Source organism: Vibrio mediterranei (genome assembly GCF_013364395.1).
In the GTDB taxonomy this organism is placed as follows: Bacteria; Pseudomonadota; Gammaproteobacteria; order Enterobacterales; family Vibrionaceae; genus Vibrio; species Vibrio mediterranei.
The window spans coordinates 1,045,728-1,066,370 of sequence record NZ_JABXGK010000001.1 but is presented as its reverse complement, the minus strand read 5'-3'; the positions used below and the strand labels follow the sequence as shown (position 1 = coordinate 1,066,370).

Annotated in this window: 16 protein-coding genes; 11 read left to right on the top strand and 5 right to left on the bottom strand. The window is 44.0% G+C overall.

What is annotated here, in order from left to right:
• Positions 1-51: 51 nt before the first annotated feature.
• The 3 genes from HOP38_RS05135 (at position 52) to HOP38_RS05125 (ending at position 5,375) form a co-directional block, all read left to right on the top strand.
• Positions 52-1,599, top strand: coding sequence for a DUF3360 family protein (locus tag HOP38_RS05135; RefSeq protein WP_031494604.1), 1,548 nt, complete (start codon positions 52-54; stop codon positions 1,597-1,599).
• Positions 1,600-1,858: 259 nt separating this feature from the next.
• A complete protein-coding gene (gene pflB / locus HOP38_RS05130) occupies positions 1,859-4,135 on the top strand; it encodes a formate C-acetyltransferase (protein WP_124940904.1) in 2,277 nt (758 codons plus the stop codon).
• Between the two features lie 259 nt (positions 4,136-4,394).
• Positions 4,395-5,375 carry a lipid A deacylase LpxR family protein gene (locus tag HOP38_RS05125; protein ID WP_006074145.1) on the top strand — a complete coding sequence of 327 codons (981 nt, stop codon included), beginning with the start codon at positions 4,395-4,397 and terminating at the stop codon, positions 5,373-5,375.
• Positions 5,376-5,437: 62 nt separating this feature from the next.
• Here the strand turns inward: HOP38_RS05125 and HOP38_RS05120 are convergent, their stop codons facing one another.
• A complete protein-coding gene (locus tag HOP38_RS05120; RefSeq protein ID WP_198557580.1) occupies positions 5,438-7,318 on the bottom strand; it encodes a methyl-accepting chemotaxis protein in 1,881 nt (626 codons plus the stop codon).
• A 275-nt stretch (positions 7,319-7,593) separates the two neighbouring features.
• On the opposite strand from HOP38_RS05120, the gene pflA reads away from it, so the two are divergent.
• The 6 genes from pflA (at position 7,594) to HOP38_RS05090 (ending at position 14,634) form a co-directional block, all read left to right on the top strand.
• On the top strand, positions 7,594-8,334 hold the full coding sequence (gene pflA / locus HOP38_RS05115; RefSeq protein ID WP_006074139.1) for a pyruvate formate lyase 1-activating protein: 741 nt from the start codon (positions 7,594-7,596) through the stop codon (positions 8,332-8,334).
• A gap of 171 nt (positions 8,335-8,505) precedes the next feature.
• Entirely contained in the window at positions 8,506-9,006 is a 501-nt protein-coding gene (locus HOP38_RS05110) for a YfbU family protein (RefSeq protein WP_006074138.1), read from the top strand.
• A 287-nt stretch (positions 9,007-9,293) separates the two neighbouring features.
• Positions 9,294-11,228, top strand: a complete 1,935-nt coding sequence (locus HOP38_RS05105; RefSeq protein ID WP_006074135.1) for a PrkA family serine protein kinase — start codon at positions 9,294-9,296, stop codon at positions 11,226-11,228.
• A 76-nt stretch (positions 11,229-11,304) separates the two neighbouring features.
• The gene (locus tag HOP38_RS05100) at positions 11,305-12,576 is read left to right on the top strand and encodes a YeaH/YhbH family protein (protein ID WP_198557579.1); all 1,272 of its coding nucleotides are present in this window, start codon (positions 11,305-11,307) and stop codon (positions 12,574-12,576) included.
• Positions 12,577-12,588: 12 nt separating this feature from the next.
• A complete protein-coding gene (locus HOP38_RS05095) occupies positions 12,589-14,121 on the top strand; it encodes a SpoVR family protein (RefSeq protein ID WP_198557578.1) in 1,533 nt (510 codons plus the stop codon).
• Positions 14,122-14,232: 111 nt separating this feature from the next.
• On the top strand, positions 14,233-14,634 hold the full coding sequence (locus HOP38_RS05090) for a hypothetical protein (protein WP_006074128.1): 402 nt from the start codon (positions 14,233-14,235) through the stop codon (positions 14,632-14,634).
• Here HOP38_RS05090 and HOP38_RS05085 read toward each other — a convergent pair.
• Positions 14,631-15,776: a glycosyltransferase gene (locus HOP38_RS05085; protein WP_198557577.1), complete on the bottom strand. Its 1,146-nt coding sequence runs from the start codon at positions 15,774-15,776 to the stop codon at positions 14,631-14,633. The genes HOP38_RS05090 and HOP38_RS05085 overlap by 4 nt on opposite strands.
• 264 nt (positions 15,777-16,040) lie before the next feature.
• Here HOP38_RS05085 and HOP38_RS05080 point away from each other — a divergent pair, with 264 nt between their 5' ends.
• Both HOP38_RS05080 and HOP38_RS05075 read left to right on the top strand, forming a co-directional pair.
• Positions 16,041-16,979: a glycosyltransferase family 2 protein gene (locus tag HOP38_RS05080; protein WP_198557576.1), complete on the top strand. Its 939-nt coding sequence runs from the start codon at positions 16,041-16,043 to the stop codon at positions 16,977-16,979.
• Complete coding sequence (locus tag HOP38_RS05075; protein WP_198557575.1) at positions 16,976-18,409, top strand: lipopolysaccharide biosynthesis protein; 1,434 nt, start codon at positions 16,976-16,978, stop codon at positions 18,407-18,409. Before HOP38_RS05080 ends, HOP38_RS05075 begins: the two co-directional genes overlap by 4 nt.
• 61 nt (positions 18,410-18,470) lie before the next feature.
• On the opposite strand, the gene hisIE is transcribed toward HOP38_RS05075, so the two are convergent.
• The 3 genes from hisIE to hisA are packed head-to-tail and all read right to left on the bottom strand — an operon-like array spanning position 18,471 to position 20,586.
• Positions 18,471-19,097, bottom strand: a complete 627-nt coding sequence (hisIE, locus tag HOP38_RS05070; RefSeq protein WP_006074118.1) for a bifunctional phosphoribosyl-AMP cyclohydrolase/phosphoribosyl-ATP diphosphatase HisIE — start codon at positions 19,095-19,097, stop codon at positions 18,471-18,473.
• Positions 19,094-19,867, bottom strand: coding sequence for an imidazole glycerol phosphate synthase subunit HisF (hisF, locus tag HOP38_RS05065; RefSeq protein ID WP_198557574.1), 774 nt, complete (start codon positions 19,865-19,867; stop codon positions 19,094-19,096). The genes hisIE and hisF overlap by 4 nt, the downstream gene beginning before the upstream one ends.
• Complete coding sequence (gene hisA, locus HOP38_RS05060; protein ID WP_198557573.1) at positions 19,849-20,586, bottom strand: 1-(5-phosphoribosyl)-5-[(5-phosphoribosylamino)methylideneamino]imidazole-4-carboxamide isomerase; 738 nt, start codon at positions 20,584-20,586, stop codon at positions 19,849-19,851. The genes hisF and hisA overlap by 19 nt, the downstream gene beginning before the upstream one ends.
• Positions 20,587-20,643 lie beyond the last annotated feature (57 nt).

The following is a 20,643-nucleotide window of genomic DNA, read 5'->3' as shown; positions in this document are numbered from 1 at the left end:
CAGTTCGTTTATCAAGCCAAACGACTAACTTTTTATATATATGAGGAATCTATGTCAGACGCAGTTAACAAAGCGCATTCTGATTCGGATATCGAGACTAAGAGCTATCAAGAGCTTCACCGTCCAGCATCTGAGTTTGCCAGCCGCTCTGAATACCTAGACCACGAACTTCAAATCATGAAACCGCGCCGCTTTGGTTTAAACCTACCAGGCCGTGACTTCCGCTTTGAACTAGAAGATTTAGTACCTGCTCTTGCTGGTACCATCGGCATTATTGCAATGTACTCTGCAGTAATGATGTCATGGGCTGACGGTCTAACCGCTGCTTGGGATCACGTAAACCTTGGGAAAGAGTTTGCGATCGAAGTTGCACGTGTAGAAATGCTAATCCCAGCACTTCTTTTCTGTGTTCTTGCATCAGGTTTCATCAACCCAAGAGCTAACCTTGCTGGTAACCACGGTCCGATGATCCCACTTATCGGTTCTATCGCGCTTGCTGGTGCTCACCCTCTTGCTCTTGCAATCCTTCTTGGTGTGTTCGGCCTATTGCTAAGTTACTTCAAAGGTGGCTCAAAGCTTGTAAACCTCACCTCCCAAGGCACGGCGGGGGGCTTATTAATCTTCCTCGGCTTCACCGGTACGATGAGCCAAATCGGTTCCATTCAAGAATGGGCAGTAGGTCTGCAATCTGCGAGTGTTGAAGCAGGCAGCATGGGTTATGTTGGCTTGGTCGTACTGGGCATCAACATCGCTGTGTACGCCTACCTCGCTAAGATCAACATGCGTTGGCTTGCTATTCCGGTTTGTGCAGTTACGGGTCTTCTACTAGCCCTTGGTCTAGGTGCTGGTTTCGACTTAACGTTCGAAACTGAAATGGGTCTTCCTAACCTAAATCCAGTTTACTGGTGGGGCAGTACAGAAGAAGGTTGGATGCTAGGTCTTCCAAACCTACAACACTTTATTGCTTCTCTACCATTTGCGATTCTAGCGGTTGCGATGTGGTCACCTGACTTCCTTGGTCACCGTATTTTCCAAGAACTTAACTACCCACGTAAGACTGAAAAAGTACTCATGGATGTAGATGACACAATGACTATGTGTTCTATCCGTCAAATGGTAGGTACTGCGGTTGGTGGTGGTAACATCACTTCTTCTTGGGGTACTTACATGATCCCAGCTGCGATCGCTAAGCGTCCAATTCCAGCAGGTGCGATTCTACTTGGTTCTCTATGTATCATTGTTGCTATTCTTGGTTTCCCAATGGACGTAGCAGTATGGCCTCCAGTAATGCGCGTTGCGCTACTAGTGGGTGTATTCCTTCCTCTACTTGAAGCTGGTATGCAGATGGTAAAAGAGACTAAGGATTCACAAGCGGCAGGTATCTGTATCTTTGCATCAGTCGTTGCTAACCCAGTGTTGGCATGGGCGCTAACCATGTTCCTAGATAATAATGGTCTAATTGGTGACAAAGAACGTGCTTCTCGTCTATCTTTTGTAGATAAGATTGTCATCCCTGTGGGTGTGTTCGTTATCTGCTTAGTAGCGATGCTAGCTGTAGGTATGCTAGAAGGTCAGTACGGCATTCCAGCTTTCCTATAATATCTAGTTGATTATTTGGGCAGTGACATTCACTGCCCATATTTTTATCAAACTTTTTTAACTTTTATTGATTTAGTTTAAGTTTTACAAATTATTTTTAGTGTAAGCTTGATTTTAACGTAGGGAATGACAATATCTATATCCATACTAACCCTAAGTGGTTATAGATATTTTTATTCAAGTGTACTGGTTCATCCTCCGGTGAGCATGCGTAAAAGCGTACAGTACGTGTTTTTTCTACTAAAAAGGTAGGTATGTCATGGCAGAGCAATTTGCTAAAGCTTGGGAAGGTTTTGCTGCAGGTGAGTGGCAAAACGAAGTTAACGTTCGTGATTTCATCCAAAAGAACTACACTCCATACGAGGGTGACGAGTCTTTCCTAGTTTCTGAAGGTACTGAAGCAACTAACAAGCTTTGGGCTAAGGTAATGGAAGGTATCAAACTAGAAAACTCAACTCACGCACCAGTTGATTTTGATACTTCAGTTATCTCTACCATCACTGCTCACGATGCAGGTTACATCGAAAAAGATCTTGAAACTATCGTAGGTCTTCAAACTGAAGCGCCGCTTAAGCGTGCAATCATCCCTAACGGTGGTATCCGTATGGTTGAAGGTTCATGCAAAGCGTACAACCGCGAACTAGACCCACAAGTTAAGAAAATCTTCACTGAATATCGTAAAACTCACAACGCTGGTGTTTTCGATATCTACACTCCAGACATCATGAAATGCCGTAAGTCAGGCGTTCTAACTGGTCTTCCAGATGCATACGGTCGTGGTCGTATCATCGGTGATTACCGTCGTGTGGCTCTTTACGGTATTGACCGTCTAATGCAAGACAAGCTAGCTCAATTCGCTTCTCTACAAGAGCGTTTCGAGAACGGCGAAGATCTTCAAATGACTATGCAGCTTCGCGAAGAAATCGCAGAGCAACACCGTGCACTTGGCCAAATGAAAGTTATGGCTGAGAAATACGGTTGCGACATCTCTCGCCCAGCTGAAACAGCTCAAGAAGCTATTCAGTGGACTTACTTCGGCTACCTAGCTGCTGTTAAGTCTCAAAACGGTGCTGCAATGTCTCTAGGTCGTACTTCTACTTTCCTTGATATCTACATTGAGCGTGACATCGCTGAAGGTAAGATTACTGAAGTTGAAGCTCAGGAAATGATCGACCACTTCGTAATGAAGCTACGTATGGTTCGTTTCCTACGTACTCCTGAGTACGATGATCTGTTCTCTGGTGACCCAATCTGGGCTACTGAGTCTATGGGTGGTATGGGTCTTGACGGTCGTACGCTTGTTACGCGTTCAAACTTCCGTTTCCTAAACTCTCTATACACTATGGGTCCTTCTCCAGAGCCAAACATCACTGTACTTTGGTCTGAGCAACTACCTGAAGGCTTCAAGAAGTTCTGTGCAAAAGTATCTATCGATACTTCTTCTATCCAGTACGAGAACGATGACCTAATGCGTCCAGACTTCGAGTCTGATGACTATGCAATCGCATGTTGTGTATCTCCAATGGTTATTGGTAAGCACATGCAATTCTTCGGCGCTCGTGCGAACCTAGCTAAGACTCTTCTATACGTTATCAACGGCGGTGTGGACGAGAAGCTTAAGATTCAAGTTGGCCCAGAAATGCCTAAGATCACTGACGAAGTTCTAGACTTCGACGATGTATGGGGCAAACTAGACCACTTCATGGATTGGCTAGCTAAGCAGTACGTAACTGCACTAAACAGCATCCACTTCATGCACGACAAGTACAGCTACGAAGCTGCACTAATGGCTCTACACGACCGTGACGTTCGTCGTACTATGGCTTGTGGTATCGCTGGTCTTTCTGTTGCTGCTGACTCTCTAGCTGCTATCAAGTACGCTAAAGTTAAGCCAGTACGTGACGAAGACGGTGTTGCAATCGACTTCGAAATCGAAGGCGACTATCCTAAGTTCGGTAACAACGATGCTCGCGTAGATGACATTGCTTGTGAACTAGTAGAAGTATTCATGAACAAGATCCGTTCACTGAAAACTTACCGCGACGCTGTGCCTACTCAGTCTATCCTAACTATCACTTCTAACGTGGTATATGGTAAGAAAACTGGTAACACTCCAGATGGTCGTCGCGCAGGCGCTCCTTTCGCACCAGGTGCTAACCCAATGCACGGCCGTGACGAGAAAGGTGCTGTAGCTTCACTTACTTCTGTAGGTAAACTACCGTTTGCACACGCTAAAGATGGTATCTCTTATACTTTCTCTATCGTTCCAAACGCTCTAGGTAAAGAAGAAGACAGCCAACGCGCTAACCTTGCTGGTCTGATGGATGGTTACTTCCACCACGAAGCTGGCATTGAGGGTGGTCAACACCTGAACGTGAACGTTCTTAACCGTGAAACTCTAGAAGACGCTGTTAAGCACCCTGAGAAATACCCTCAGCTAACAATCCGTGTATCTGGTTACGCTGTTCGCTTCAACTCTCTAACTGCAGAGCAACAAGCTGACGTAATCGCACGTACGTTCACTGAATCTCTATAATCTGAGATTATACTGATTGAGATAAAAACCTCGCTTCGGCGAGGTTTTTTTTATTTCTATCTATTTTTAATTTCTGCCTAATTTTGATTCCTATCTACAAAAAAGTACTTAGTTCTCACTGGTTAAGGATTGTTTACAATTTCGCTACGATAGAGATACTTTTTCATCTATAGATCACTGACTAACCTTTTTCTTTCGTGTCACACTCAACTTAATAATAAAACATCTCTACTAGCCGTATTTGAAGAGAGTGACACATATGAAAGCAGCCGCCATTTTACCTTTGATTTTTGTCAGCAGTGTTGTCTTAGCCTCTGAGCGCTCTACCGTCTCATTTTCACTCGATAATGACGGTATCTTTGGCACAGACGAAGACTATACCAACGGTATTTTTCTTTCTTATACCAGCAGCGCCATCACCCCTTGGGCTTTATTCAAACCGCTTAGTCTGTCTTATTGGGGAAGCGCTTCTCTTGATAAGTTTGAATTTCAGCTTGGACATAAGATGTGGACCCCTTCGGATATTGAAGCCACTGTACCTCTGGCTAATGACCGCCCCTATGCAGGTTATTTCCATGGCGAATTGAATTACATTAGTTTGCACCCTCAACAGGCACAGCGTTTCAATCTCACGTTAGGTAGCACTGGTGAAGGGTCATTTGCCGATAAAGCGCAGCAGTTGGTGCACTCGATTGTGGGTTCAGCAGACCCAAAAGGCTGGGAATATCAGATTGAGGATCAAGTCGCAGGCAGTATTGGTTACTTAACTCATCTAAATTGGAAGCGCGAGCCACTTTTTGGCAATACCGGATGGGAAGTCTCAAACGTCACCGAAGCAAACCTAGGGAATTTTAGAAGTGATGTTTCCACGGGGATGATGTTTCGCTTTGGTTCAGAACTTGGAGGTAACTTCGGTTCTGCAAACATCAGTACAGAAAACCCGTTTAAGGCCGGGATGATCGGCGCCTCTAATAAGGGCTGGTTTACTTATTTTGGCTTAAAAGCTCGCTACCGATTTAATGATCTTACTATTCAAGGAGAGAGACCCGGAATACCAGAGCCAAGTGATGCTTACGACGTCACTTTACAGCCGTGGCAAGGTGAGGCAGTTCTTGGTGTGACGTGGTATAACGCCTATGTTGGTATTAGTGCCTTTGCCGGTTCTAAGTCCGCTGAATATAAAGAAGCGTCAAAGTCTATCTATGGCAATGGAGGAATTTCGCTTTTTGCTTTCTTCTAAAATGAAATAGGCACCTTCCTAGGTGCCTATTTCATCGACATATTCCTTTACCGTAGCGTTTATTATACCGTCTTAAATCTCTCACATTCTTGATAGAGCTCCGTAGAACGCTTATCTACCCCATCACTGGTTTCTTTCAAACTCTGACTACTCGCCTCAAGTTCACCCATAGAGTCACTGATTTGCGCCATGTTGCTGGCCATCGATTGCGAAGTTGTCGCAAGTTCCTTAACAGAGGCAAAAATCACTTCAGTTTGAGAACTAGCTTCTTGTGCCTTATTCATGATCTCTTCAAGTGCGGTTTTCGCTTGATTCCCTTGCTCTCGACCAGACTGCATGGAACTGTCAGATTGAGCAATAAACTGAATAACTTGCGTGCTTTCCTGTTTCATTGTGTCTATCGTACCAGAGATTTCCTCTACCGCTTGTACTGTCCTTACTGCGAGACTTCGCACTTCATCTGCCACCACAGCAAAACCTCGACCTTGCTCTCCTGCCCTCGCCGCTTCAATCGCGGCATTCAGTGCCAATAAGTTGGTTTGCTCAGCAATACCATTAATGATTTCCATCACTGAGTCTATCTTTTGGGAAGCTTGCTCCAGCTGTTCGATATGGGTAGCGGCTTCTTCCAGAATAGTGCCAACTTGTTCAAAAGCAGCGATGGTATCTACAATAACTTCACCACCCGCTTGCGCAGACTCTGCTGAGGTTTTACTAATGGTTGCCACATACTCTAAAGAACCAGAAATTTCTTGTGTGGTAACACTCACCTCTTCAGTCGCGGACGCCAATAACTGCGTTTGTTCAATAACTTGACTTTGGTGCTGTCTTAGTTGATTGATTCCGCTGTCTAGCTCACCAGAACTGTTCGATAGTTGCTGACTGTTGGTTTTCACACCGTCAACCAAAGTACCTAAGTTTTCGCAACTCACATTGATGGCTTGCTTAAGTTGGTTGAACTCATCACGATGATTGTTACTCACGGCAAGACGCGTCGAAAGATCACCTTGTTCTATTAGTTTAAGTGCCGACAGTGTTTGCTTTAACGAACGAGCCAGAGAGACATTTAATGTGAGGAAGATAGCTGTAGTAAATAGCGCTAATAAAGCACAAGCTATACCGACGGAAGCCTTAGTCATGCTCGATACATCGGCGGCTTGATTACCTAGTGAAAGTGCTTGTTGATTCAGTGCTAGAGCGGCTTTATCAAAGGCCTCTAAAGTAATCGCCTGAGCTTGGTCTAACTTCTTCTCTAAACCAACTAAAGTACCTGACAGCTCAACCACTCGCGCGAAGCCGAGTTCCAATGCTTTGACTTCATTCTCATAAAGCTCCAACATGGCATAGGTATTTGATGCATTAACAAATCCCGCAAGAGCTCGCTTAAAGCCTTTTTCGTTTTGTTCGTTGGGCTGAATTAAGTATTCCTGCAAACTGGTCACTACTTTCTGAAAATCTGAAGTCAGCGTCACCATACCTGTTTCTTTGATAGCGGCATCGATCTTGGCGTTATTCTGCTGTAGCTGCTGTAGCAATCCGTCATTCACGGAGAAACCCAACTCTGATTTGATGGTTAGCCAAGGGCTCAAATTAAAGATAAACGACTCTAACGTATTGGAAACATTATCACTCTCAGTAGTCAAACCGGCTTGCTTTAAGAACGCTAGGTCTTGCTCCGCACTGGTTTCCAATCGGTCCATGCTATCTTCAAACGCATCCATGCCACCAGCTACTAATGTGGTTCGTCGATTAACGGTATCCATCAGCAACACTTGAGTAGAGGATAAATGCGCACTGGCTCGCTCCATGTCACTACTACTGGTAAATTTCTCGCTTAAACTGGAAAGTGAGTTAAAAATAAAAAACACCAAAATGATGAACCCTGACCAAAGAGTGAGCATCGAAAAGACAGTTTTTTGTTTTTGTGATAAGGCTACTTCCATGTATTTCCCCTTGTGACGATAAGCATGTCGGTCTCCTGACCGATATTATCTGCAACAGACGCAACCAGTTGATACTGGTTTAAAGTAAGCAAACTAGCAATCTATGTACCATGTATTAATAATATAATTAACAACGCTATAACATTATTTCACTATGGGCAACAGAAGTCGGTTTTTGATCGATACAGACTATGAATGGGGTACCACTTTTCCTGTCGTAGGGGGCCATTTTGTAATAAAATGACGCGTAAAAATAAGTAAGTAGAGAAGAGCATATGTCAACAACTGGTCGCATTCACTCATTCGAATCCTGCGGTACGGTCGATGGACCTGGGATCCGTTTTATTGTCTTTCTTCAAGGCTGTCTCATGCGTTGTATGTATTGCCACAACCGTGATACTTGGGATACTCATGGCGGCAAAGAAGTGTCCGTCGACGAGTTGATTGCCGAGGCAAAATCCTACCGTCACTTTATGAATGCATCTGGTGGTGGTATTACTTGTTCAGGCGGTGAGGCCATGCTCCAACCTGAGTTTGTCCGTGACTTCTTTCGCGCCGCTCAAGCGGAAGGCATTCATACCTGCTTGGACACTAACGGCTACATCCGTAAGCATACTGATGTTATCGACGAAGTTTTGGATGCTACCGACTTAGTGATGCTCGATATAAAGCACATGAAAGATGAAATTCATCAGGACTTCATCGGTGTATCTAATCGCCGCACATTAGATTTTGCTCGTTATCTACACAAAATTGGCCAAAAGACATGGATTCGCTATGTTGTCGTCCCTGGTTATACGGACGATCCAGAAGCGGCTCACATGCTTGGCGAGTTTATTAAGGATATGGACAACATCGAAAAAGTCGAACTGTTGCCATACCACAAGTTAGGCGCACATAAGTGGGAAGCGCTCGGTTTTGAGTACCCTCTTGAAGGGACACAGCCGCCGACCAAAGAAGTCATGGATAACATCCAAAATATTCTTCTGCAATATACTGATACCGTTAAATACTAACAGTAGATTCGGAAATCTTTTGACACGAAAAAAACGCGCTAGAAAGCGCGTTTTTTTGTAATAAATACGTGTTGAGATCATGTTACACAATATCGAGAAGCTGATAACCTGTCGGTATAGCGAATTCATTCGTAAACTTATAATGATGACTTTTTAGTGAGGCTTTTCACCATGGAAATGACAAATGCTCAACGTCTAATCCTATCTAATCAATATTACCTAATGGCTAAGCTAACGCCGGAAAATGCAGAAAAGTACAAGCGCCTACAAACAATTGTAGAGCGTGGCTATGAACTGCAAATGCGTGAAATGAACAAAGAGTATGGCTGTTTAGTTGAAGACGAGTGTCGTGAAGTAATCGACATCATGGAAATGTACCACGCAATGCAAGAATCCAATAAGATGCTTTCAGATGAAGAGCGTAACGATGTAGACCAGCGTCGCTTGCAGTTCTTAGGGTTTGATATCGCAGCTGAAGCACAATTGGTTAATTATGTTCGATTTCTAATCGATTCTGAAGGGCTTTACCCACAATTCGACAAAGGCGATCATCACTTCAATAGCCATGTGCCTATGCTTGAGAAATATCGTCGTATGTTAGTGACATGGCGAAATTGCCCACGTCAATACCACTTATCAGCAGCAGAATTCAGACAGATTTTTAACGCTTAACTTTAACGCGTTAAAACAATCAGTTATCAAAAAGCCCTCTTCCTCCCTAGGCAGAGGGCTTTTTTTGAGCAACTTTTCTTACTCTCAACCGGTCTAATCTAATAATCGGGACTCACGTATAAAAGTTGAGACTGGGGGATAATCACCAGACTAAATTGAGGAAGTTTTGTAAATAAATGCATAATTGATAAGCATAAATCTGAAAACCCTACTAGTCTTAAAAATGACATGGAGTCGCATTGTATATCTGTCAATGGTCAGCTTTGCAGGTTTAAGGGGAATCAGCTATGAGTATTTTCGATCATTATCAAGCGCGCTACGAAGCCGCAAAAGATGAAGAATTGTCTATCAAGGAATTCTTATCTCTATGTAAAGACGACAAGAGTGCTTACGCCAATGCAGCAGAACGTCTATTACTCGCAATCGGTGAACCTGAGGTTATTGATACCGCTCAGGATCCTCGCTTAAGTCGTATTTTTTCAAACCGCATTATTTCTCGCTACAAAACGTTCGAAGATTTCTACGGCATGGAAGATGCCATCGAACAAATTGTGTCTTATCTCAAGCATGCCGCTCAAGGTCTAGAAGAAAGAAAACAAATACTATACCTTCTAGGTCCAGTAGGTGGCGGTAAATCTTCGCTTGCAGAGAAGCTTAAAGCACTAATGCAAAAAATGCCGATTTATGTACTATCTGCCAACGGCGAGCGCAGTCCGGTCAACGATCACCCGTTCTGTTTGTTCGATGTTTCAGAAGACGGCGACCTGCTGAAAAGCGAATATGGTATTGAGAAACGCTACTTACGCTCGATCATGTCACCTTGGGCAGCCAAGCGCTTGCACGAATTTGGTGGCGACATCACTAAGTTTAAGGTAGTTAAAGTCAGACCATCTATTTTAGACCAAGTCGCGATCGCTAAGACCGAACCGGGTGACGAGAACAACCAAGACATTTCCGCTCTAGTTGGTAAAGTTGACATTCGCCAACTTGAGCACTTCTCACAAGACGATCCAGATGCGTATAGCTATTCAGGTGCGTTGTGCCGCGCAAACCAAGGTTTGATGGAATTCGTGGAAATGTTCAAGGCACCAATTAAAGTCTTGCACCCACTCCTAACCGCAACACAGGAAGGTAACTACAACGGTACTGAAGGACTTTCAGCCTTGCCGTTCGATGGTATGATATTGGCGCACTCGAACGAATCAGAATGGCAAACCTTCCGTAATAACAAGAACAACGAAGCATTCTTGGACCGTGTCTATATCGTCAAAGTGCCATACTGCTTGCGCGTCTCTGAAGAAGTTAAAATTTACCAGAAACTTCTTGATCATAGTGAACTCTCAAAAGCACCTTGTTCACCAAGCACCCTAGAACTTCTAGGTCAATTCAGCGTACTATCGCGCCTAAAAGAGCCAGAAAATTCATCTCTGTTCTCGAAAATGCGCGTTTATGACGGTGAAACATTAAAAGACACCGATCCTAAAGCGAAGAGCTATCAAGAATACCGCGACTATGCCGGTGTCGATGAGGGCATGTCTGGCCTGTCTACTCGTTTCGCCTTTAAGATCCTGTCACGGGTCTTCAACTTCGACCAATCTGAAGTTGCAGCAAACCCCGTGCACCTGTTCTATGTCATTGAGCAGCAAATTGAACGTGAACAGTTCCCTCAAGAAGTCGGCGAGAAGTATTTAGAATTCCTTAAAGGTTATCTAGTCCCTCGCTATGTGGAATTCATAGGTAAAGAAATTCAAACCGCTTACTTGGAATCATATTCAGAGTACGGTCAAAATATCTTCGACCGATACGTCACCTATGCGGACTTCTGGATTCAAGACCAAGAGTATCGTGACCCGGAAACCGGTCAGCTATTCGACCGAGCTTCACTTAACGAAGAGCTAGAAAAAATCGAAAAAACTGCGGGTATTAGTAACCCTAAAGATTTCCGAAACGAGATCGTTAACTTTGTGCTTCGTGCTCGTGCTAATAACAATGGTTCAAACCCAGTTTGGACAAGTTACGAAAAACTTCGCACGGTTATTGAGAAGAAAATGTTCTCCAATACGGAAGAGCTACTACCTGTTATTTCATTTAATGCGAAAACATCATCCGAAGACCAACGTAAGCACGACGACTTTGTCAATCGTATGATGGAGAAAGGCTACACCGAGAAACAAGTACGATTGCTGTCTGAGTGGTACTTGAGAGTTCGTAAATCCTCATAAGTACACCTGACTGTTTATCTCAGCCCCGAGCGAAAGCTCGGTGGCTGTTTGGTGAGAGGAATACAGGGAGTAACTCATGGCACAATTTATCGATAGACGCTTGAACGGCAAGAACAAAAGTGCCGTTAACAGGCAGCGTTTAATACGCAGGCATAAACAGAAAATTAAAGAATCGGTTACCGATGCCGTCAATCGCCGCTCCATTACCAATACGGAGACTGGCGAGGATGTTTCGATTCCTGCAAAAGACCTTAGCGAACCAATTTTCCATCAAGGTCAAGGAGGCGTAAAAGAGCGCGTCCATCCTGGTAACGACCAATTCATCACCGGGGACAAAATTGAACGTCCACCAAAAGGCGGACAAGGTGGTGGATCTGGTCAGGGGGAAGCTAGTCCTGACGGTGAAGGTGAAGACGAGTTCGTGTTTCAGATTTCTAAAGACGAATACCTTGATATTCTGTTTGAAGATCTCGCACTACCGAACCTCAAAAAGAATCAAATCAACAAAATCAAAGAATGGAAAACGCATCGTGCAGGTTATCAAACTGCTGGTATGCCTTCTAACATTGCCATCGTTCGTTCCTTACAACAGTCGTTAGCGCGACGTACCGCGATGACAGCGGGCAAACGTCGTATGCTCGATGAACTATGTAAAGAACTTGATGACGTCCAAATGAGCGAGCCAGCTAAACCAATTGAGGAAAACCGACTCAAAGAAGAGATCGCTGAGCTTCGCAAAAAAATCGACAGCGTGCCTTTTATCGACACCTTCGATCTTCGTTTTAAAAACTATGAAAAACGTCCAGTTCCTTCAAGCCAAGCCGTAATGTTTTGTTTGATGGATGTATCTGGTTCAATGGACCAAGCAACCAAAGATATCGCTAAGCGCTTCTATGTGCTGCTGTATTTATTCTTAACACGCACCTATGAGAATGTTGAAGTGGTGTTTATTCGACATCATACTCAGGCGAAAGAGGTTGATGAGCACGAATTCTTCTATTCTCAAGAAACTGGTGGCACCATCGTTTCAAGTGCTCTCAAATTGATGAAGGAAATTGTAGAAGACCGTTATCCTCTCGGAGAGTGGAACATCTACGCAGCGCAAGCTTCAGATGGCGATAACTGGGCTGATGATTCGCCTCGTTGTCGCGAATTACTCGTCAATAAACTGTTACCAGCTTGCCAGTATTACTCTTACATCGAAATCACTCGTAGGACGCACCAAACACTGTGGCATGAATATGAAAAGTTAGAGAATGAATTCGACAACTTTGCAATGAAGAACATTCGTTCTGTTGAAGACATATTCCCAGTGTTTAGGGAGTTGTTTCAAAAAGAGACCGCATAGGGAGACGTGCATATGACGACAGATACTAAAGTTAAGTCAAAGGTACTTCCAGACGGTCCTGATTGGACTTTCGACATGTTGGAACGCTACCACAAAGAAATAAAGCGTGTCGCAGAGCATTACCGTCTCGACACCTACCCTAACCAAATCGAAGTTATTACGTCAGAACAGATGATGGATGCCTATTCGAGTATAGGGATGCCCATTAACTATAATCACTGGTCATTTGGTAAGAAGTTCATCCAGACAGAACAGGGGTATAAACATGGTCAAATGGGTTTGGCCTATGAAATCGTAATCAATTCCAACCCATGTATTGCGTATCTCATGGAGGAGAATTCAGTCACCATGCAGGCGCTGGTTATGGCTCATGCCTGTTACGGTCACAACTCCTTCTTTAAAGGCAACTATCTATTTCAAACATGGACGGATGCTAGTTCTATTATTGATTACCTGCTTTTCGCTAAGAAATACATTGCTGACTGCGAGCAAAAGTATGGTGAAGAGGAGGTAGAGCAAATTCTAGACTCGTGCCATGCCTTAATGAATTACGGTGTGGACCGTTATAAACGTCCAGAAAAAATCTCAATTGCAGAAGAGAAAATTCGCCAAGAGGAACGCGAAACCTATTTGCAATCACAGGTCAATGACTTATGGCGCACTGTGCCTAAAAATCGAACACCTGAAGAAGACCAAAAGGTACACTTCCCTAGTGAGCCTCAGGAAAATATCCTCTACTTCATAGAAAAGAACGCGCCATTACTTGAACCGTGGCAACGTGAAATCGTCAGGATCGTGCGCAAAGTAAGTCAATATTTTTATCCACAAAAACAGACGCAGGTAATGAATGAAGGTTGGGCAACCTTCTGGCATTACACAATTCTTAACCATTTGTATGATGAAGGTCTGGTATCTGACAAGTTCATACTCGAGTTCTTGCACAGCCACACCAGTGTCGTTGCTCAACCCGCTTATAACAGCCCTTATTTTAGTGGCATAAACCCTTATGCTTTAGGTTTTGCAATGTTTAGGGATATTAAGCGAATCTGTGAAGAACCAACGGACGAGGACAGAGAATGGTTCCCAGAGTTAGCCGACAGTGATTGGCTGGATGCTATGCATTTTGCTATGCACAACTTCAAAGATGAGAGCTTTATTAGCCAATATTTATCTCCACATTTAATGCGTGAGTTTAAGTTTTTCTCCATTCTCGATGATGATCGAAAGAACTTCGTTGAAGTCTCAGCTATTCATGATGAAATGGGATATCGTCAGATACGTGAAAAACTCGCAGCGCAATACAACCTGAGTAATCTAGAGCCGAACATCCAAGTCTACAATGTAGATGTTCGAGGAGACCGCTCGCTTACATTACAACATGTTCCACATAATCGCATCCCTCTGGATAAAGGTCATGACGAGGTCTTGAAGCATCTTTATCGACTTTGGGGGTTCGATGTCATTTTAGAAGAAGTGAAGGAATCTGGACGAAGAGAAATTCTTGGTACTTGCCCTAAACGTGAACCTTATAATTCTACTATCTAACCATTTACTGGTCGTGGGTCCCTACCTGCGACCAGATAATTTTTCGCACTCCCTTTCCTTCAATGGTAAGCTTGGCACTTGCTCATTATCCTTCGTTTCAACTCGTACCTTATGAACAAATTACTCCTAGCTTTTGGTGTGGTTTTACTTGCCATCATCGCAACCCTCTCATGGGTGTTTATACCTACCCACGAAACAATGGGTAAACAAACTCTCAGCGCCCCTTTGAGTGATGAGTTCAAGCTCGTCGCGCACCGAATTCATTCTACCGACCCCGATGCAGGTCCCAAATACGCCTACTTTGTCTTGTCTGACGCAACGCCAATAGATAACAGTGAGCCTTTTCTGGTCACTTCCGACCAATTCACAAAATTAGAAAGCGTCAAAGAAAATGGATTCACCCTCACCGTAAATGGTCGCATCTACGAATATCATAATGATCTATGGATAGAGAAAACTAACGGACAACTGCATCGTTGGCACGTAAGCATCAACGCAAGGTACATTCGTTAAGCTGGATTCTCTATCCAACGAGACAACTTTCTGGCCTGTAACAGCGCGTTGAACTTTACTTGAACGCGCTCATGCCCCAATCGCCCCATCATCACTCTTTGGCTAAAGCTGAGCTGAGAAAACTCCACAATGCTCGCCCTGAGCGCTGTGACATCTTTTTCATGGACAACGAAGCCCGTCTCTGGAGTCACAATTTCTTTACACCCCATGATGTCTGTCGTGATTACGGGTGTGCCTACTGCCATTGCTTCCTTAAGGACGAGGGGGCCCGTATCTACATTACCCGTAGAGGCCATACAAAACGGCGCGACTAAGCAATCATAATTTGGCAGAGACTTTTTCACCCAATCGTGAGATTTTGCACCACAAAAGTTTACTCGATCGGATAAATCAAGCCGTTGTACTTGATGCTTCAGCTCGGCTTCCAACTCTCCGGTACCAACAATATCAAGGAAAATGTTGAGTTTTTCGGCTACCGGAGCCATCGCTTCCAACAAATGTTGAACACCTTTCTGCTCGACTAGGCGGCCTAAAAAGACAAGTGAGATTTCAGGGCGAGGCAATTTAGGCGAGTACGTAAACTGCTCGGTTTTCACTCCACAGTGTAACAGTTTGATATTTTTTCCTGCCATGTCTTTAAAATCATCCAGCATGTCACGACAAACAGCGACTGCGAAGTCACAGGCGGCAAGTTTCTCTCCGACGTCGAAAGGAGACTCATAAACATCGTGTCCATGTGCAACAAAAGAGCTACTTATTCCGAGAAGCTTTGCTGCAACAATGGCGTGTGCCGTGGTGTGCTGGCAAAAGTGAGCGTGAACGTGCTCAACATCAAGTTCTGCGAGTTGAGTTGCTAATTTGGCGCCATAAACGAGCAACGAACGCTTAGGAAGTGAGCTCTGATTACGAACAAACTTCACCGCCGCTAGCAAATTTTTGTACTTAAACTGGACCAGTGCAGACAAACAGAAATTTTCACCGATTTTAATAACATCATAATCAAAAGTTGATTGCGTTTGTTCCAGTTCAAATGCAAACACGCAGACGGGGTGCCCACATGCTCTAATCGAATCTACTTCTGTTTGAATAAAAGTCTCACTCAACACCGGGTATGTAGGCGCAATGAACGCGGTTTTTTTCATTCTTCCGTCCCAAAAGCTAACTATGTCTTTTGTTCTAAGCAAGATACGCACCAAAGGCTTAAAGCTTGTTAAGCAATCATTTATCGCTTAAATAACGCTCTATTCGCATTTCGATAATCAATTTGCCTAATCTGACACTTGTTAGCCAACTGAAAACAATCAATTTGCGACAAATAGTCATAAGTACATGTTTTAAAACAATATCGGTCTTGGCATGTATAGTGCTACTTGTCGTATACCGCTGCAGATAAGAGAGCTAAGGATATGGCTAAAATCTCGATCATCATTCCAACCTATAACTGCGTTGAGTACTTACCTAAAGCAGTTGAAAGTGTGTTCTCTCAAACACATCAGGACATTGAAGTTATTGTTGTCGATGACAATAGTACTGACAACACCTCAAGTTACCTTAACAGCATCAGTGATTCTCGAATGCAGATAATTACAACGTCAGGTCTTGGTGCTTCGGGTGCAAGAAACTTGGGAATTAACAGAGCTAGCGGAGATTATATTGCTTTTCTTGATGCTGACGACTATTGGATGCCTAATAAGTTAGAAAGGCAGCTCCACTTTCATCAATGCCACCCTGAGCTTGCAGGTACCTTTACTAACTACCAACACGTTACCGAACAGTACGAAGAAATAATTGATTGCTTTGGTTATTGGAATCAGTTTCAGTCTGACAGTCGTCAATATATCGTGATGAACGATGCCTTGGAGTTTGTCCTTCAAAATAACGTGATTGGTACTTCAACGGTAATGATTAAGGCTGAGATTTTTCGAGACATCGCACCCTTCGATTCTAATTTAGAATATGGAGAAGACCTCGATTTGTGGCTACGCATTTGCGAGCAACACCCGTTCGGTGCGGTGAACTCTATTGAAGTAGGCTATGTCATGAGACAAGGTTCAACTACTCAAACAGACGATAATCGGTTGCGCAACTTAAAATCTTTAGAAGCTATCTTGCACAGGTACACATCTGCTCACCTTTATTGGAACATTTCCTCATCTGCTTTAAGAAGTTCAAAAGCACGCATTCTTGAAGGATACGCCGACTACCACCGTTGTCTTAACCAACCTTTATCGGCGATCTTACTTGGCCTACGCTCACTATCCTTGGCTCCAGAAAAACGACGTTTACGCAGTCTACTTGGAGACTGCAAAAGCATTATCCTTCTACCAAGTAGATCGGCATCATGAACTCACTAAAGCAATCCGCTTATTATGCTATCGGCATCTTAATGATGAAAGGGGTATCCCTCGTCATGATTCCCTATATCACGCATAAGTTGTCGCTCGCCGAGTATGGTTCACTTGAAGCTTTAGTGTTACTCGCTGATATCGGCACTATCCTATTCAGTTTTGGCATAGTCGATGCGATGTATCGATATATTGGTACCGCAAAAGGTACAGAGAAGCAGCAGCTTATTTCAAACTGCTTTACCTTAAGTATCATCGTTTGTGTCATTGGCGGTAGCCTCATTGGAATATCCCTCCCCTGGTTGATTCACGCTTTGCCTGTTACCTTCGAAAGCTACCAAATTGTGTTACTGCTCATTCCAACCATGATCGATGGTGCAATATCCATCCCGTTAACATTAATGCGTATGAATGCCATGGCGAAACGCTTCTGCATTCTTAATGTCATAAAAGCGCTCGTTCAAGCGATGATGACCTTTGTTCTACTCGAAGCAGGGCTTGGTATCGATGGTGTATTAATTTCAGCAGCCTGTTCTAGCTTGCTTCTGCTAATGTGCTTGCTCAAGTATCAATGGAGTCAAATGGGGAGTTTTGGTTATTTGGGCTCCTCTCGCCTTATTTTGAGTTTTGGTTTGCCTGTGCTCGTAGGAAGCACATCAGTCTATATGATTAATGGACTTGATCGTTGGTTCCTTGCGAGTTTTGTTGGTGTGGAACAACTCGCTATCTATGCGGTCAGTGCTAAATTCGCACTAATACTTGGACTTGCTCTCCAACCCTACGCACTGTGGTGGTTTCCAAATCGAGTAGCGATACTAAACGGTATTAATGGTAAACAAGAGTGTGCTGATAAGGCGATTCTGGGGGTTAACATTGCAATCTTGCTTGCTACTGTAATGATTCTAACCGCACCAAGCTTCGTTACTTTGATACTACCAACCACCTATCAATCCGCAAGCACGCTTGTTGTTGCACTTCTTGTCATAGGAGTAATTAAAAACGCCGGAGATTATTTAAATTTGGGCTGCTACAGTGGCAATTCCAGTAAGGCACAAATGTGGATTCAAGGCATCTGTGCCACTATCGCGGTTATTGGGTATTTTGTGTTGGTACCTATTTGGGGATTACTGGGGGTTATTGCAGTGCTTACTATCGCTTATACAGCTCGACTTATTATGCTCTACAAGGCAAGTCAGTTTCTTGAGTTTCTACCTTATTGCCACATGGCTTTACTCTCTGCCCTTACGATCTCAGCATTGGCAATTTCAACTCACTGGCTACTAACCGAGTCGATGAGTGCAGCTTTTCAATTCGCAACAGGTATTATTTTCAGCATTCTCACTATGGCTGGTTTTGCAAAGTTTTCAATAATCCCATTACCTCTCGACGTGCTTCGCAAGTTTAAATTGATTAGGCACTCAGCTATTTAGAAAACAGCAAAAAAAGCCAACAAGGTCAAACCTTATTGGCTTCTATATTAGAGATCGCGTTTTATTTATGGCGCTCTTTCAGCTTATTAACCACATCATTCATCGACAGGCCTTGGTCCTGAAGTAGCACCATTAGGTGATAAATTAAGTCAGCTGATTCGCATACTAGCTCCGCCTTGTCACCCGACGTTGCCGCAAGCGCGACTTCAACGCCCTCTTCGCCCACTTTCTGCGAAATACGTTTGGTACCACGGGCATAGAGGCTCGCGGTATAAGAAGATTGCGGATCCGCATCTTTTCGAGCGGCAAGCAATTGCTCAAGCTGATGAAGCCACACCATTTGAGACTCTTCTTGTGGATCACCATCGAAACACGTAGTCGTACCTGTGTGACACGTTGGTCCAATTGGGTCCACTTTGACAAGTACTGTATCATTGTCACAATCTAGAGCGATATTACGAAGTTGGAGTACGTTGCCTGACGTTTCTCCTTTCGTCCACAATCGGGATTTCGTGCGAGAAAAAAAGGTCACTTGCTCAGTTTCTAAGGTCTTTTCCAACGCTTCAGGATTCATATATCCCATCATTAGAACTTGGCTAGATTGAAAGTCCTGAATAATAGCAGGTACAAGACCATCTACTTTTTCCCAGTCGATACGCTCGGTGAGCGCTACTGCTGCTTCACTCATAGTCTGATCTCCACACCTTGTTGTTTTAGATATTGCTTAAGCTCACCGATATTGATGATCTGCTTGTGGAATACGGAGGCGGCCAACGCACCATCAACATTGGTTTTTTTGTACGCTTCTGCAAAGTGCTCCATCGCACCCGCACCGCCAGAAGCAATGAGAGGCACCTTACACACTTCGCGAACCATATTAAGCTGCTCGATGTCATAGCCATTTCGCACCCCATCTTGGTTCATCATATTAAGTACGATTTCCCCTGCACCGCGCTTTTGTACTTCTTGAACCCAGTCGCGGGTCTCCCACTTAGTGGCTTTAGTACGTGATTCGTCACCGGTGAATTGATACACCTGATACTTACCCGTTTCTTTATCAAAGTAGGAGTCGATACCGACGACAATACACTGAACACCAAACTTGTCGGCAAGCTCGGTAATCAATTCAGGGTTAGCCAAAGCTGGCGAGTTGATTGATACTTTATCAGCACCAAATTCTAAGATACGTGCCGCATCTTCAGCAGACTTAATACCACCAGCGACACAGAATGGAATATCAATCACTTCTGCCACTCGCGCTACCCAGCTTTTATCCACTACACGGCCATCGCTTGAGGCAGTGATATCATAAAAGACTAACTCATCTGCACCTTCTTCTGCATAACGCGCAGCTAACGGAACGATATCACCAATAATCTCGTGGTTTCGAAACTGAACGCCTTTCACCACTTGACCGTCACGGACATCCAAACAAGGAATTATTCGCTTTGCCAACATTGGAATGCCTCCTCTGCGGTAAATTTACCATCTAATAACGCTCGGCCAACAATCACGCCCGATACGCCCGTGCCTTTTAGTGCTTCAATATCGGCAAGGCTACCGATACCACCTGAAGACTGAAACTGCACTTGTGGGTACTGCTTGCACAGGTCTACATAGAGTTCGACATTACTACCTGCTAATGTGCCGTCACGTGAAATATCAGTGCACAGCACATGCTTTAAGCCCACTGTTAGATAATCATTAATTAACGCTTCAATGGTGATGCCAGAGTCTTCTTGCCAACCTGAGATGGCGACTTTGCGTGTACCGGTTTCATCGATGTTAATATCGAGTGCTAGCACAATTTTCTCTGCGCCATATTTTTCCATCCACCCTTTAACCAACTCTGGTTGCTTAACCGCTGTCGAACCAACTACAACACGTTGAGCACCAGCCTCAAGCAGATCAACTACATCTTGCTCAATGCGCACACCACCACCAATCTGTATGTTTGCTGGCGTTCCTGCTAGTAGTTTGGCAATTAAATCAAGCTGGCGCGCTGATGTGTCTTTCGCGCCAGTCAGATCGACAAGGTGTAGCCAATTTGCTCCGGCTTGATGGTAGAGGTTGAACTGCTCAATCGGATCGACCTTATATTCAGTAACCTGACCATAATCGCCTTGATATAGACGAACCACTTGTCCTTCAATTAAATCTAATGCTGGAATAATCACAATCATTTCCTTCAAAGCCTCACGACCGTGTGAAGCCGATAAATTCTATCGATAACT